This window comes from Verrucomicrobiales bacterium, from assembly GCA_016793885.1.
Taxonomy (GTDB): domain Bacteria; phylum Verrucomicrobiota; class Verrucomicrobiia; order Limisphaerales; family UBA11320; genus UBA11320.
The window spans coordinates 54,797-68,747 of sequence record JAEUHE010000183.1 but is presented as its reverse complement, the minus strand read 5'-3'; the positions used below and the strand labels follow the sequence as shown (position 1 = coordinate 68,747).

General features: G+C 59.5%; 12 protein-coding genes. 9 read left to right on the top strand and 3 right to left on the bottom strand.

What is annotated here, in order from left to right; translation table 11 throughout:
- A complete protein-coding gene (locus JNN07_21475) occupies positions 1–489 on the bottom strand; it encodes an SRPBCC domain-containing protein (GenBank protein MBL9170321.1) in 489 nt (162 codons plus the stop codon).
- The gene (locus tag JNN07_21470; protein ID MBL9170320.1) at positions 473–832 is read right to left on the bottom strand and encodes a winged helix-turn-helix transcriptional regulator; all 360 of its coding nucleotides are present in this window, start codon (positions 830–832) and stop codon (positions 473–475) included. Before JNN07_21470 ends, JNN07_21475 begins: the two co-directional genes overlap by 17 nt.
- Positions 833–1,014: 182 nt before the next feature.
- Between JNN07_21470 and JNN07_21465 the strand changes: the two genes are divergently transcribed.
- Entirely contained in the window at positions 1,015–2,487 is a 1,473-nt protein-coding gene (locus JNN07_21465; GenBank protein ID MBL9170319.1) for a delta-60 repeat domain-containing protein, read from the top strand.
- Positions 2,488–2,717: 230 nt separating this feature from the next.
- On the opposite strand, the gene JNN07_21460 is transcribed toward JNN07_21465, so the two are convergent.
- Positions 2,718–3,815, bottom strand: coding sequence for a hypothetical protein (locus JNN07_21460; protein MBL9170318.1), 1,098 nt, complete (start codon positions 3,813–3,815; stop codon positions 2,718–2,720).
- A gap of 371 nt (positions 3,816–4,186) precedes the next feature.
- Between JNN07_21460 and JNN07_21455 the strand changes: the two genes are divergently transcribed.
- The 8 genes from JNN07_21455 (at position 4,187) to JNN07_21420 (ending at position 13,916) form a co-directional block, all read left to right on the top strand.
- Positions 4,187–5,302 (top strand): hypothetical protein, encoded by a 1,116-nt coding sequence (locus JNN07_21455; GenBank protein MBL9170317.1) that lies wholly within the window; start codon positions 4,187–4,189, stop codon positions 5,300–5,302.
- A 169-nt stretch (positions 5,303–5,471) separates the two neighbouring features.
- The gene (locus JNN07_21450; protein MBL9170316.1) at positions 5,472–6,398 is read left to right on the top strand and encodes an NAD(P)-dependent oxidoreductase; all 927 of its coding nucleotides are present in this window, start codon (positions 5,472–5,474) and stop codon (positions 6,396–6,398) included.
- 6 nt (positions 6,399–6,404) lie between these two features.
- On the top strand, positions 6,405–7,712 hold the full coding sequence (locus tag JNN07_21445; protein MBL9170315.1) for an MFS transporter: 1,308 nt from the start codon (positions 6,405–6,407) through the stop codon (positions 7,710–7,712).
- 68 nt (positions 7,713–7,780) lie between these two features.
- Positions 7,781–8,008 (top strand): ATP-binding protein, encoded by a 228-nt coding sequence (locus tag JNN07_21440; protein ID MBL9170314.1) that lies wholly within the window; start codon positions 7,781–7,783, stop codon positions 8,006–8,008.
- Between the two features lie 106 nt (positions 8,009–8,114).
- On the top strand, positions 8,115–9,311 hold the full coding sequence (locus JNN07_21435; GenBank protein ID MBL9170313.1) for a VCBS repeat-containing protein: 1,197 nt from the start codon (positions 8,115–8,117) through the stop codon (positions 9,309–9,311).
- A gap of 26 nt (positions 9,312–9,337) precedes the next feature.
- Positions 9,338–10,354, top strand: coding sequence for a hypothetical protein (locus JNN07_21430; GenBank protein ID MBL9170312.1), 1,017 nt, complete (start codon positions 9,338–9,340; stop codon positions 10,352–10,354).
- Between the two features lie 151 nt (positions 10,355–10,505).
- Complete coding sequence (locus JNN07_21425) at positions 10,506–10,742, top strand: hypothetical protein (protein MBL9170311.1); 237 nt, start codon at positions 10,506–10,508, stop codon at positions 10,740–10,742.
- A gap of 915 nt (positions 10,743–11,657) precedes the next feature.
- Positions 11,658–13,916 carry a hypothetical protein gene (locus JNN07_21420; GenBank protein MBL9170310.1) on the top strand — a complete coding sequence of 753 codons (2,259 nt, stop codon included), beginning with the start codon at positions 11,658–11,660 and terminating at the stop codon, positions 13,914–13,916.
- Positions 13,917–13,951 lie beyond the last annotated feature (35 nt).

The following is a 13,951-nucleotide window of genomic DNA, read 5'->3' as shown; positions in this document are numbered from 1 at the left end:
TTAACGCTCGGTAAACTCTGCGAAGTGGTCCACCGCTCGGCTCCAACCGCGGGCATGGTTATCCCGGCTCTCCACGGTGGCAAATCGCGTGTGCGTCATCACAAACTCGGTGCGTTCACCACGCTTCAGAAACTCAACGGTAATCAGGGATGGCTTCCCTTCGACCTCGCCAAATTCAGTACCGCTACCGTCCTTCTCCCAATCCCATGTGTAGACGATCTTCTCCGGAACCTTAACTTCCCTGAGTTCTCCAGCCGCGGTGAAGAACTCGCCCTCTGGATTCTGCATCTGGATGCGAAACTTCCCGCCCACTCTCAAGTTCATGAAGGCCGATGGAACCACCATTCCAGGTTCCGGGCGCATCCATTGCTGGATGTGCTCTGGTGTTGTCCATGCGCGGAACGCAAGTTCGGGCGATACGTTCAACATCCGCCTCAGGACTAGCGTCGCGTTATCTGGCTTCTCCACTTCGTTATTGGCCGTTGTCATGGTTCTTTTGCTGCTTTTGTAGTTTGTCTAAGTAGTGCTCGAATTGATCCAAATTCCCTTCCCAAAACTTTCGGTATCGGTTGATCCAGGCCTGTGCTTCCTGCATCGGCTTGGGCTGCAACGCCAGCGAATGGACGCGCCCCTCGCGCCGCCTCTCAATCAGGCCAGCTTTTTCTAGAACCATCAGATGTTTCGAAACTGCTGCGAGCGACATCGCATGGGGGCGGGCCAGATCCGTAACGCATTCGTCCCCTTTCGCCAATTGCTCTAGGATGCGCCGCCGAGTCGGATCCGACAGCGCTCCAAAGGTTCGATCCAAAAGGTGTGAATCAAATTCAACCATATGGTTGAATGTAAGGGCAGACCGCAACGATGGCAAATGCAAAGTTTAGCAGAGGAATTTTTCGGGCGTAACTACAGGTGGGTGAGATTAACTCTCTGAGTGAGCTCAAAGCCCCTGTCGCTCAACCCGCAATCCTACCATCTTGACTGCCAACTTGGGGACAAATAGTGTCTGGTTCCGCTGTGAATGAGAATGTTCAAGTTGGAGGTTTCGCTCGAGTTTTCCACCTTTATGTCTGGTGGCTTTGCCTGGGGGTGATAACCGGATTCGCCCAAATTCCAGGAGCGAGGGACACGAACTTTGTCACCATTGCGGGTTCGGATACATTCCCCACCTCGCTGGCGATCGCGGATGATGGTAGTCTTTTTGCGGGCGGCACCTTTATCAACTACGGCGCAGGCGGCCACGCGACGGTGACTCACTTGCTGCCCAACGGCAGTCTTGACCCGGCGTTTTCGCCAGTGACGTTTCGATCGGTGATCGAGTCGAGGTTTCTCACCAACATTTCTATCGTAACCAATATTACGATAGTTCCTGGCTCCACCAATCGCGGCACTGCGACGGGGATGGCCCTTTTTCGGGATGGTCGGGTCGCGGTCGTGGGTGAGTTCAATGACGTCAACTTCCAACGATCCACCGGCTTCGTCACCCTGACGACGCATGGACAGGTGGCAGGGACGGCCGACCCTAAGCTGGCGGGAATGGAGCCACGCGGCGCGATGAGCTCCTTCAGCGGTCGCGTGTTCATTTATGGGAACCAAAGTCTGGACCCCAACCCAACCAACGGCACCCCGGGGCGGTTGCCCATCGCTGAGGTGGATTCAAGCGGCGGACGCGTCGGAAGCTTTGTTCCCCCGACGTTGGCCGAACTTGGATTATACGCCGCGTTCGTCACTCACATGGTCAGCGGGCCAACGAATACGGTCTACGCCTTTGTGAACGCCGGCCGTTCCAATGCACCGGTCGGGTATAGCGGGTATGAAATTTTCCGCCTGCATGAATCCGGCCGGCTCGATGGCTCCTTTGCGGATGGCGGGCGCGCCGAGGTGTCTCAGATTCGGGAGCCCTTCGCGCGAGTGAGCCCCCAGGGCGAACTTTACATCAGCGGAGCGTTTGCCTATCGCGGCGCATCGGTACCCGGGCCGTTGCGCCGAATTCGACTGGATGGTGACATCGACACAGGATTCATCCCGGCCATCCCTAACCTCGGATCACCCTACGTAGGAGTGGAGCCTGATGGAAGTTTGGTAATGTTTGGTGTGGCGCTTCCCGACTTCATGGTCCGGCTGCGTCCTGACGGATCCCGCGACCGCAGCTACAAAGATCCCGCGCTCAACCGCACCGACGCCACCGTCGTCACCGAGAACATTCGGATGGGACCGGACGGTTCAGCCTACCTCATGGGAACGCTGATTGGATTCACTGGCGCTCAGTTCTCTTTGGACCACGGCGTCGTCAAAGTCCAAGGAGGGCAGATCAAGTTGGGATTCACCGCCCAGGCTCGTTCTCTCACCCTGACTTGGCCCTCCGGGTTTCGTTTGCAACGTACGCCGACCCTGAACTCGCCTATCTGGGCAGATGTCCCGGGAGCCACCTCTCCGTGGCCCGTTCCCCCGGCCCTTCCTCTTGATTTCTATCGTATGGTTTCCGAGTAGGGATGCTCAAACCTCGTCAGTTCCGTGCTCCGGCTTAAAGTTTTTAAGGACTCAGTGGGACTTCATAGCGGCAATCGACCTTGGAGTGGAAGTTGGGTGTGCCTCGTCCCGGAAATTGGAGGGGTGGAAGTCCAACGAGCCGGAGACATTGTCCCATCTTTGGGACGGGCCTTAAACGGAACGAAGTTCGGTCGGGTCAAAACTGCCTAACGCAACATTTTGAATACCCGCTATCTGTCATCTGATCTTGTGCAACAGTTATCACCAGAACTAGTGGCGCATGAGGACTGGTGGATCTTCAGCACCCCCCAGCCGGTCGCAATACCCCAGACGGCCCCCAAGCCGAGGAATGGTGCTAAGGGCTGCCAGACCATCAGCACCGCCAGGAGATAGGCAACGACGGCTCCAACGCTTGAAAACGACCACGCTCGCCAACCCCGGGGTTTGAGCTGGGTCAGATACATCGGCGCAGCCCAGGCGAGGAAACCTATCACCCAGCCCTGGAGGAGAGATATTCTTTGCCATTCTGATAGCCAAAAATATCCAACTATCCCTGCACTCGCACAGCCCATGAACAGCGTCGGTCCACACCACAGCGGGAGGCTGCGGCGTCGCTCGGCTTCCTTCGCCTCTCGAGCCTTGAAGTGACGTTCGGTGAGGATGCGAACCGGTTCTAGAATCTGGTAACCGGTGAAATCGTCACAGTAGACAATAAATAAAACATCACCTATCCGGCTTAGGGAAAGGTGGATCAAGAGAAGGGCAAAATAGAAGCAGAAGATCGTCGGGTAAGTGAGCCTCTCGTTACGGCCTGCGGCGGCCGCGCATTCCGAGGCCAAATAGAGGCCGATCGACAATCGTAAGAACGCCCACAATGCGTAACTACCCAGCGAAAGGTGCCCCATCGGCTTGCCCGCGAAGATTCTTTGATCTCTCCTGAAGTTGAATTCGCGTTCTCGTTTAAGGAGAAGATTACACTCCCCCCACTCCAATAGCAGTATGATTAAGGACTTGGCTTTGGATAGTAAGGCAATGATCCAGATGAGGCCGAGCGAGCATCGTAGCACCTCGGGAGTCAATCCGATAAGGAGCAACCCTAGTTCCACAGTAGAGAAGGAGAAGTTCAGTTTCTGAACAAGTCCGCGGCTATCCAGAATGGTAGGTCCTACATAGGACTGATGCCAACGCGCGAAGCAGAGGAGCAAAACGAGAGCGAACGCAGCCACGCTGGTGGTTGTAGGGTTCTTGCAGATGACTCTGGAAATCCATCGGATGAGGCTGGATAATTTGGGTTGAGGTTTAGGATCTTGAGAAACGGGGTCGCGCATAGGCTTGAATCGTATCGCGGTGCTAACTGTGTCAGGTTGCTGCGTTGGTCTGCCTCAGGCATTCCATCAAGAGCTTAGAGTTATTCCTGATCATCGGCTGATTCTTGATTCTCTGAAGGGTAACTGTGATTAATTTCGACAAGCACTCCAGAAAGGAAGGGCAGCTTCCCGCCCCCCGGAGGGAGATTCCGGTTGCGGGTCAGACCAGGCTCCGCAGGAGGGAATGACAACAGGAGGTGGCTTCCTGGGCTACCGGGAACTTTCCTTCCGAATAGCCAAGCAGTGGGCGATTGACCTTGCGGCAATTCGGTTCGCCAATGGTCTCCCGCTGTGTCAGCCTCGGGGCGTTCACCTAGTTACACAATACCGTCATGAGAACTTTGCTGACCCACCTCTTGTCCGTGCTGGCGTTTGCTGGCGCGCCCTTTGTTCAATCCTCTGCGTTCAGCGCCCCGGCAGATGGACATTATCTGTACGTCGCCACGCCGGGTATTCGGAATTACCTCGAGTACGGCGGGCATGGCTTGTTGGTGTTCGACATCGAGCACGATTATCGCTTCGTGAGACGCATAGCGACCGGCGGTCTGGATGCGGCGGGCAAGCCGAGCAACGTGAAAGGCGTTTGTGCAAGCGCCGCCACGGGTCGCATGTACATTAGCACGCTCACGTCGCTCCTGTGCCTCGACCTGATCACGGAGAAACTGCTGTGGGAGCGCAACTACGAGGGCGGCTGCGATCGCATGTCGATGACGCCGGATGGCAAGGAGATTTACCTGCCTTCCTTGGAGAAGGATCACTGGAATGTGGTGAATGGGGTGAACGGCGATGTGCTGCGCCGGATCGAGATTCAGGCAGGCGCTCACAACACGATCTGTGGATTGGACGGCAACGAGGTGTACCTCGCTGGTCTGCGCTCTCCTTACCTGCGGGTGGCCGCGACAGCGAAGCGCCAGATTGTCCGCGAGGTCGGGCCGTTCACCCAGCCCATTCGGCCGTTCACGGTCAACGGCGCGCAATCGCTGGTGTTTGTCAATGTGAACGAGCTGCTCGGCTTTGAGATCGGTGATCTCAGGACCGGGAAGAGGCTGCATCGCGTCGAGGTCAGCGGTTTCAGCAAGGGAGCAGTCAAGCGACACGGCTGCCCGAGTCATGGGGTCGGCCTCACGCCGGACGAGCGCGAGCTCTGGGTGTGCGACGCGCACAATCAGCGGATGCATGTCTTCGACGCCACGGTCATGCCGCCGAAGCAGGTGGCCAGTCTCTCCGTGCGGGATGAACCGGGCTGGGTCACCTTCCGCCTCGATGGCCGTCACGCTTGGCCGTCCACGGGCGACATCATCGACATCGCCACGCGCAAGGTAGTGGCGCGGCTCACTGACGAGGAGAATCGCCCCGTCATGAGCGAGAAGATCGTGGAGATTCATTTCCGCGGCGGCAAGCCGGTGCGCACGGGCGATCAGTTCGGGCTAGGCCGGGTCCAGCCGTGATACCTGTTGCATCTGCTTTCTCACCGCATCGCCGCCCCCCGGTAGAAGCGGGGCGGGGGGTCGAGAGGAAGGCCCACGACCATGGGGCCGCGCCCGCGCCGCGAATCCGCTCGTTGGCTTCGTCATTTTTGCATGTCCACAGCGGAATGCGACGGCTAGGCTGCACGGCATGCCCTTTTCCCCTGATGGATCAGAAACATCGTCGATTGCCGCGGTTAAGAAGGAAGTCGGTGAACGCGATTCCATTGGGTTGATTGGTTTGGGACTGATGGGCAGCGCGATGGGGGAACGTCTGCTGGCCCATGGATTCACGGTGCAGGGCTTTGACATCGACCCCGGCTGTTTGGCCGCGTTCGTCACTCGAGGGGGGCGTGCTGCAACGAGTGTCACCGATTTAATCACTTCCTGCCGGCGGATTATCCTCAGCCTCCCGGATAGTGAGGTGGTTCGAACCGTGCTCGATGAGCTGCAGCCCCTTCTTCGTCCCGGACAGGTGATCTTGGATACGACGACCGGTCGCCCGGAGGCTGCTGCCGCGGCCGGCCGCCGATTGGCCGGGCACCGGGTGGCCTATGTGGAGGCCACAATTTCCGGGAACAGCAGCCAGGTCCGGCGTGGCGAGGTCCTGGCTATGACGAGCGGAACCGCGGCGGCGGCGGCGTTGTGCAACGATATGCTGGTTTGTTTCGCGAGAAAGATCCACCACGTTGGCGATTGGGGCAGCGCCGCCAAGTTGAAATTGGTGAGCAATTTGGTGCTAGGATTGAACCGGGCGGTCCTGGCTGAAGGACTGGCCTTTGCGGGAAAACTGCATCTCGATCTTGAGCAGACCCTGGTTGTGTTGCGGGATAGCATGTCCTACTCGCGGGTCATGGATACAAAGGGCGACAAAATGATCGCTGCCGACTTCGAGCCGCAGGCCCGGCTTTCGCAGCATTTGAAGGACGTTCGTTTGATTCAGAGGGCCGCCGAGCTGAGCCACGCACGGATACCTTTGACTGACGTTCACGCCCAGTTGCTGCAGCAGGCGGAATCGAAAGGGCTCGGTCCGTTGGACAACTGCGCCATCATCCGTGTGTTCGAAGCGGTGGACTGAGCACGCATGGCCACATCGCTTTCCAACTCTTCGCGTTTCGTCGTGTTGTTCGCGGCCATCGGCGGCCTGCTGTTCGATGGCGTCGAGTTGGGCCTGATGCCCGTGGCTTCCCTGTCTGTATCGCAGAGCCTGCTGGGCGACGCCTTCACGCCGGCGTTGGGCGGCGATTGGTTTGCGCGATTCACGGCAGCGCTGATGCTCGGTGCGGCCGTTGGGGGAATCGTTCTTGGCAGTCTGGGGGATCGGGTTGGCCGCACGCGGGCACTCGGAGTCAGCGTGGTGTTTTACTCGATCTTCGCCGGGCTTGGCGCCTTTGTGAAAACGCAGGAACAAATGCTCGTGCTGCGTTTCATGGTGGGTCTGGGCGTGGGCGGCGTGTGGCCGAATGCCGTGGCTCTCGCCGCTGAGTGTTGGCCGGATAAGTCGCGTCCCATCATCGCCGGGCTCATGGGCGCGGCCCTGAATGGCGGCATTCTCATGCTCTCGCAAATCGCCCGCACCTGGCACATCACACCGGAATCCTGGCGTTGGATTTTTCAACTCGCCGCCGCGCCCGCTGTGCTCGGCTTGCTCGCCTTGACGGTGATTCCGGAGTCGCCATTGTGGCTGGCGTCCCGCAACGGTAGACGAAATGGGACCCGCTGGGCTCTGGGCGAAGAAGGCCAGAGCTCCCTCGCCTCCTCTGCCAATGCACGCTCTGAGGGGATCCTGCGCGAACTCCTGCGTCCGCCGCTGCTCCGTCTCACGGTAATCGGCATTCTTCTCGGCTCCGTTCCCATGGTTGGCGCGTGGGCGGCGAGCAAGTGGATGATTCCGTGGGCGGACAAGGTCGGCGGCGCGGCTGAGGCGGGCTACAAAGCTATCACGCAGGGTTGGTGGGCGCTCGGCGCCGTGATGGGTAGCTTCTTTGGAGCACAGATTGCCGCCTGGCTTGGACGCCGCCGTGCCTACGCGATCATCAGCGCGGCCACGACGGCCATAACGTCATTGATGTTCCTCGGCACCGCGCCGCTGCAGGCGTCATTCCTGCCCATCGTGTTCGCGCAGGGCTTCGTCGCTACGTTGTTCTTCGGCTGGTTGCCCCTGTATCTGCCGGAGCTGTTTCCCACGCGGGTACGCGCTGCCGGGAGCGGCATCGCTTATAACGTTGGCCGCTTCGCTACTGCACTGGGTGTATTGGCCGCCGGTGGCCTTTTCGCCGCGATGGGCGGTTCGTATCCAAAAGTCGGAGCGACCTGCGGACTTATCTATCTTCTAGGGCTCATCGTCATTTGGTGGGCGCCTGACACCACCGAAAAGAAGCTCGATACATGATCGTCAGCGAGAACTCGCCTTCCTCGAGGAAGCCTGGACCGCTCCGAAGAGCGCCTTCATACCCGTCTATGGGCGCCGTCGAGTGGGAAAGAGCTAGCTTCTTTCTCGTGCTGTGCGGGTCCTACTTGAGGTTCATCGAGCGCGAGGTGCTGGGGAAACGAAGCCCTCTGTTCGGTCGCCGCACCGGACAGATTCATCTCAAGCCGTTCAACCATCTGGCGTCGGCTCTTCATCAAGGCAGCACCCGCCAGATCCAAGGCGCGATTGCAGGACGTGCGCGTCCACACGCTGCATGACCTTTACAGGCTGAGCAGCGTAAAAAAGTGAGAATTCCCTTCTGAATCCAGTGCTGATATCATTTTTGAAGCGCTGCCGCGGTCGGCATCGTCCAAACATGCAACCATGAAATTCGCGTCCTGCTACACTTTCAAATTCATCGCCACCTGCGTCGTGGTCGCGTCCAGCCTTGCCTCCTTCTCCACGGCGCAGGAGAGGAGGTCCGGTTGGGGAAAGCATCTCATCACTCAGCAGGGCGACTGCTACACGGCCGTCGCCCTTGATGCCAACGGAGACAAGGCGCTCGACGTCATTGCCAGTTTCAAGGGACGCGTCAGCCTGTTTCTGGCGCCGGACTGGCGCGAAATCGTCGTTCACCGTTACCTTGGCAAGGGAGGCGGCGAAGGTGCCGCTGCCATTCACAGCGAGGTGATTGATGTCGATGGCGACGGTGACATGGATTGGGCGGGTACCCTGTCGCATGCCGCTCCGATCTGGTTGGAGAATCCGGGACGTGGGCGTCTTGCTAACCGCGTCTGGACCCCGCGCCTCATCGATCCTGACATCGTCGGCATCCATTGCATCACCCGTGCGGACATCGATAACGACGGTCGCGCGGATCTCATTATCAACAACTTCGAGCCTGACAAGGGGTTGGGCGACTCCATTGCCTGGTTCAGCATCCCGAAGGAGCCGCTCACGGCGCAGAGATGGGAGCGTCACATCTTCGCTGACAAGGACGCCCGCGGAGGCAGCCACTACATGGGCGCCGGGGATATTGATGGCGACGGTTGGAAGGAAATCGCCGTCGGGGCCAAGGGCGGACCCTTCGCCGGTGGCAACTGGTTTGCGTTCTGGAAGAATCCCGGAAAAGACGGCGTCAAAGGCCCGTGGAAGAAAGTCATTCTGGCGGAGAATCAGGAGGCAGCGACCAACATCCTGCCGTGCGATGTGAATGGCGATGGCAAGGTGGACTGGTTGGCATCCCGTGGGCACAGCAAAGGACTGCTGTGGTTCGAAAACCCCGGCTGGAACATCCATCAGATCGACACCGAGATTCGCCAACCTCACAGCCTGACCGTTTTTGATCACGACGGGGACGGCGACACGGATGCCGCGTCCTGCGGTTACGAGAGTAAGTGGGTCCGCTGGTATGAAAACGACGGCAGAGGCAAATTCACCATTCATACATTGGACGACAACCAGGAGAGCTATGATTTGCGCACCGTGGACATGGATGGGGATGGCGACGGCGATTTACTGAACGCCGGCCGCGCATCGGGCAATGTGGTTTGGTATGAGAACCTGGGTGCCAAACGGTGAGAGTAGGTCCGATATCCGTAATGAAAATGAACCGACATCTCTTCCGAGCGGCGCTGCTCGGGTTCGCCGTCGTCGCGTCGGCCGATAACGGCACGCCATGGCTGACATACACCGGCGGTGACGGCCCGGGCAGGGGCAAGCGCATCGTGCTGATCGCCGCCGATCAGGAGTATCGCAGCGAGGAATCGATGCCCATGATGGCGAAGATTCTCAGCCAGCATCACGGCTTCGACTGCACGGTATTGTTCGCGGTGAACGAAAAGGGCGAAGTCGATCCCACGATGCCGGTCTATCCTGAGAAAGGTAAGGAGTTCAAAGAGCATCACATTCCCGGCCTGGAGCAACTCGCCTTGGCCGATCTCGTCATTTTCTTTCCCCGCCTGCTCACGCTCCCCTTGTCGGAACGCCAGCTCATCGTGAAGTATATCGATTCCGGCCGGCCCATCATGTCCATCCGGACGGGCAACCACGGCTTTCACGCCGCGTTGCCCTATAAGATCAACGGGAAGCAGGTCCGCTGGGGCGAGGATGTGCTCGGTGGATCGTTCTTGGAGCACCACGGCCGCTGGCAGGCCGACTCCACTCGCGGCACCATCGTGCCCCAACAAAAAGATCATCCCATCTTGATCGGCGTGAGCAACATCTGGGGCAAGTCGGACGTGTACCGCACCTACAAGGAAGGCACGAGCCTGCCCACCAATTGCACCGCGTTGGTCTGGGGCCAGCCGCTCCTGGGCCGGAAACCCGACGACCCGCCGAATCCGAAGCTGGAGCCGCTGCCCGTCGCGTGGTTCAAGTATTGGCAGACCAGCGAAGGCAAGCAGGCTCGCGTGTTTCACACCACCATGGGCAGCGCGCACGATCTGCAGTCCGCCGGGCTGCGCCGGCTCATTATCAACGCCGCCTATTGGGGTATGGGCCTGGAATCCGCTATCACCCCGACTCGCAGCGTGGACATCGTCGGCACTTACCAGCCGCTCGACAGCGGTTTCAACTACAAGCAACTCGGCGTCGTTCCGAAGCCGGTCTCGGCCTATAGATAACGCGCAACCGGATCATGCGACGACTTGCGGCGCTCGGTTCGAAAAACCCATCGCCCGCCGTCATTTCATTGCGTCATCCGGAAAGGTTAGCGCCACTCTCGCCGCCGGTTCAGCCGCGCTCAGCTTTCCCCGCATCGCCCGCGCCCAAAGCGTGGGTGACCAGATCGTCCTCGCGCTCATCGGCGCGGGCGGGCGCGCGGCATCCCATTCGGGCGGGATGTCGCGATTGCCCGGAGTCGAGTTCAAGTACGTCTGCGACATCTGGAAGGATCGCGGCGCAGGCATCATGAAGGATCTCGAAAAGGTCCAGAAACGTGTGCCTCAGCGAATCGCCGACCGCGAACCGCCACCTGACCTCGACTGGGATGCCTGGCTCGGACACGACTAGCGACGCGGCCAACGCGCTGCTGAAGCCGGCGTATCGGAAGCATTACCGCATTCCGAACGAAGTGTGAGCCTTGGTTGGGCTGCGGTAGATGGGGGGGGCGAAAAGTGTTTTCGGCCCGCGATCGTGACTTCAAAGGGAGGAACGATCGTGACAGGGCCGTCCTTTCAGGCTAATTTGGCGTTTGTTATGACGAACAAGGGACATGAGGATGCGCCCGATTCTGTGTCGAACACCCCTGGGGACACTAAGGCCCGCACCACTGCCAATGGCACCGGGTCGCCCCTAGTGAGTGAAGCAGACTCTGCATGCTTGGGCGAGGCGACGCCTCCAGCGAAGCTATCGGCGGAGGAACAGATGGCCCTGTATGAAAAGGACCTGAAGGAGAACGACTGGGGCCATCAGCCCTGTTGAACCTAGAAAGTGAAATGGAGGAGGAGTTCTGATCTCGTCGAGCCTTCAATGGCCCCAGGCTCGCCTCCAAGCAACAGGGCAGCCCGTTAAAGTCTTTTGACTTCGATCACCCATCGTGGCTTTTCGCCGTGACTCATGTCTCCTTTTCAAACATTGGGCATGCATGGGCTCGACGGAGTCTCTCCCTACCTTGGCGACGTCTCCCGTGGATGCTTCAGCCGACCCGCTTTTACCGCCTTCGGAGACCTTAGCGCAGCGGAGTACCCCAAAATCCCGGAGGGAAATGAGATCGTCTCTGCGTAGCACTCAAGAGCTACTTCGGCGACCCTCCCGAAGTCCCATCCAACTGCTCCATCCGGCATTGACACATGACACTCACCATCCTTTCGTCGCGAAGGGATTTGCTTTGGCAACTCCGCTACAGTATGACTTTTCCTAGCCGAAATCTGGTCGATCGGCCTGACACCTCGTCCGATCCACGCAAACCTCCGTTACTGATCAGAAATGAATGTCCTTGATCGCACCCTTGGCATGACCCAGCCAACCTGTTACGGACGGAAACGCATCGTCCACCTTATCCTCCTGTGGTTGTCCGGCTACTTCGTGACGCAGGCTACCGGAGCTGAGCTGTCCTGGCGCATCGTCGCCCGGGCCGACAACGATGTCGTCCGCGTGCTACAAGATGCCGGGGCAAAAGTGGAACGATTCGACGATGCTGCCGCCGCCGTGAAGCAGTCACCGGAGGGTGCCGGCGTGCTGGTGCTGGCGGATCAGTATCCGCAGCAAACCACTCGCGTCACTCCCGAATGGTTTGATCAGGTCCGCGACAAGAAGCTTCGGCTCTACGTGGAATACCCATCGTTCGTTCCCGCGCTAAAACTTGGCGCACCAGCGACCCTGAAGACCGGCCACTGGGGTAACATCCTGGAACGAACGGTCGTGGTCGGCGACGCCTTCGGCGCCGCGCTGAAAGAAATGCGCATCCTGATGATTCACGATTGCCACTATCTGCCTGTCGAGGCCGCCCAGCCGCATGTCGTGATCGCCCGGGTCGCAGGTTATGACGACGCGTTGTATGGGCTCCCGAAAACCAACGTTTACCCAATCCTTTTCGAGCTTCCTGGTGGCGGAGTGTTGGTCGCGACCACCAAGCTCAGCCAGTTCGTGACAGCTCGCTATGCGCCTTTGGATGCCTGGGAGCCGGTGTGGCGGATGATCCTGAAGTGGGTGCAGCCGGATGCCGAAGTCCCGACGCTTCGTTGGAAACCGACCGTCCATCCATCGTTCGGCCGGGAGGCTGGGTTGCCGGCGGATGTGGAACGACGGGCTCTGCAGCGCGGAGCCGAGTGGTATCGAAAGTCTGGTCTACTGGTTCATCCGTCGTGGCGGGCGCGTTACGATCGCCCGTCCAATCAAGGCCCAGCTACCGCGGACTGGCCCGATGGCCATCGCGCGGGACCTGGGGTGCCTAGGGACACGGCAACCGGTGATGGCAGTCTGGGTTTGCTCGAGGGATTTCGTTCGAAGATCTACTACGACGGATCGCAATCGGTGCTGTGGTGGCGTCGCGCGGACAATCACGGTGAATCGGCCGGAGCGCTCGCTCTGGCGGGTTCCGTGCTGAACCAGCCGGAATTTACCCGCATCGGATCGAATCTCGCCGACTGGCTGACGAGTCAATCGGTGCTCTACACCGGAGCGTTTACCGATCCGAAGCATGCGGCCTTCGGCCTAGCGGGGTGGAACGACGTTCCGCGATACTTCGGCGGTGCGCACGGGTATCACCAGTTGTGGGCCGATGACAACGCGCGGGCCTGGCTTGGCTTGCTACGAACCGCAGCAGCATTACGGACCGATCGCTTCGACGAACGATTGACTCAGCAGCTTCTCGCGATGCTGCGACTGACCGGGCGCAAGGGCTTCACCGTTCCGCACACTGAGCTGCCAGCCCTGGCCAGTGGAGGGTGGGAACACCTCTTCAAGGGGGCGTCCGAAGACCTGTCGCCGCACTACCAGTCCTACGTGCAGGCATGTCTTCTGTGGGGGGCCAAAGCCACCGGATTCCCACTCTTCCGGGAGCGCGCCACCAAAGGCATCCGACGAATGATGGAGACCTATCCGCAAGGGTGGTCGGCGACCAACGACCAGTACAATCAGGAGCGCGCCCGGATGCTGCTGGCGCTGGCTTGGTTGGTCCGGTTGGACGATACGCCGGAACATCGGGAGTGGCTGCGGCGCATGGCGACGGATCTCACCAGCGACATGGATCCCTGCGGTGCGATCCTTACGAAGATCAAACAGGGTCCCGCCAGCAACGAAGCGTATGGCACCGGGGAGACCACCCTTGTTCAAGCCAACGGGGATCCGAACACCGACTTACTCTACACCGTGAACTTCGCCCTGGTGGGCCTACACGAAGCCTTTGCGGCCACCGGCGAGGAGCTCTATCGCGAGGCTGCAGACAAGATCGTGCGTTTCTTATGCCGAGTGCAGGTGAAGAGCGAAGCCCAGCCTCAGCTCGACGGTGGATGGTTCCGCGGGTTCGACTATCGTCGCTGGGAATACTGGGGTAGCGATGCCGACATCGGGTGGAGCCTTTACAGCATGGAGACGGGTTGGATTTCGGGCGAGATTCTCTCCGTGCTGGCGTTGCGCCAGATGAAAACATCCCTTTGGGACCTGACCGCCAGCAGCACGATCCCGCACCACTTCAAAGTCTGGCGCGGGAGCATGCTCCCGGACGAAGTCCTCTCCGAGAAATAATCACACCCCGGTCTGCCTCCGAACAGACATCTGTA

Excerpts from the sequence above, each read along its gene's own strand:
- JNN07_21475 (MBL9170321.1), bottom strand. The coding sequence starts at position 489 with ATGACAACGGCCAATAACGAAGTGGAGAAGCCAGATAACGCGACGCTA.
- JNN07_21470 (MBL9170320.1), bottom strand. The coding sequence starts at position 832 with ATGGTTGAATTTGATTCACACCTTTTGGATCGAACCTTTGGAGCGCTG.
- JNN07_21460 (MBL9170318.1), bottom strand. The coding sequence starts at position 3,815 with ATGCGCGACCCCGTTTCTCAAGATCCTAAACCTCAACCCAAATTATCC.
- JNN07_21455 (MBL9170317.1), top strand. The coding sequence starts at position 4,187 with ATGAGAACTTTGCTGACCCACCTCTTGTCCGTGCTGGCGTTTGCTGGC.
- JNN07_21450 (MBL9170316.1), top strand. The coding sequence starts at position 5,472 with ATGCCCTTTTCCCCTGATGGATCAGAAACATCGTCGATTGCCGCGGTT.
- JNN07_21445 (MBL9170315.1), top strand. The coding sequence starts at position 6,405 with ATGGCCACATCGCTTTCCAACTCTTCGCGTTTCGTCGTGTTGTTCGCG.
- JNN07_21440 (MBL9170314.1), top strand. The coding sequence starts at position 7,781 with ATGGGCGCCGTCGAGTGGGAAAGAGCTAGCTTCTTTCTCGTGCTGTGC.
- JNN07_21435 (MBL9170313.1), top strand. The coding sequence starts at position 8,115 with ATGAAATTCGCGTCCTGCTACACTTTCAAATTCATCGCCACCTGCGTC.
- JNN07_21430 (MBL9170312.1), top strand. The coding sequence starts at position 9,338 with ATGAACCGACATCTCTTCCGAGCGGCGCTGCTCGGGTTCGCCGTCGTC.
- JNN07_21420 (MBL9170310.1), top strand. The coding sequence starts at position 11,658 with ATGAATGTCCTTGATCGCACCCTTGGCATGACCCAGCCAACCTGTTAC.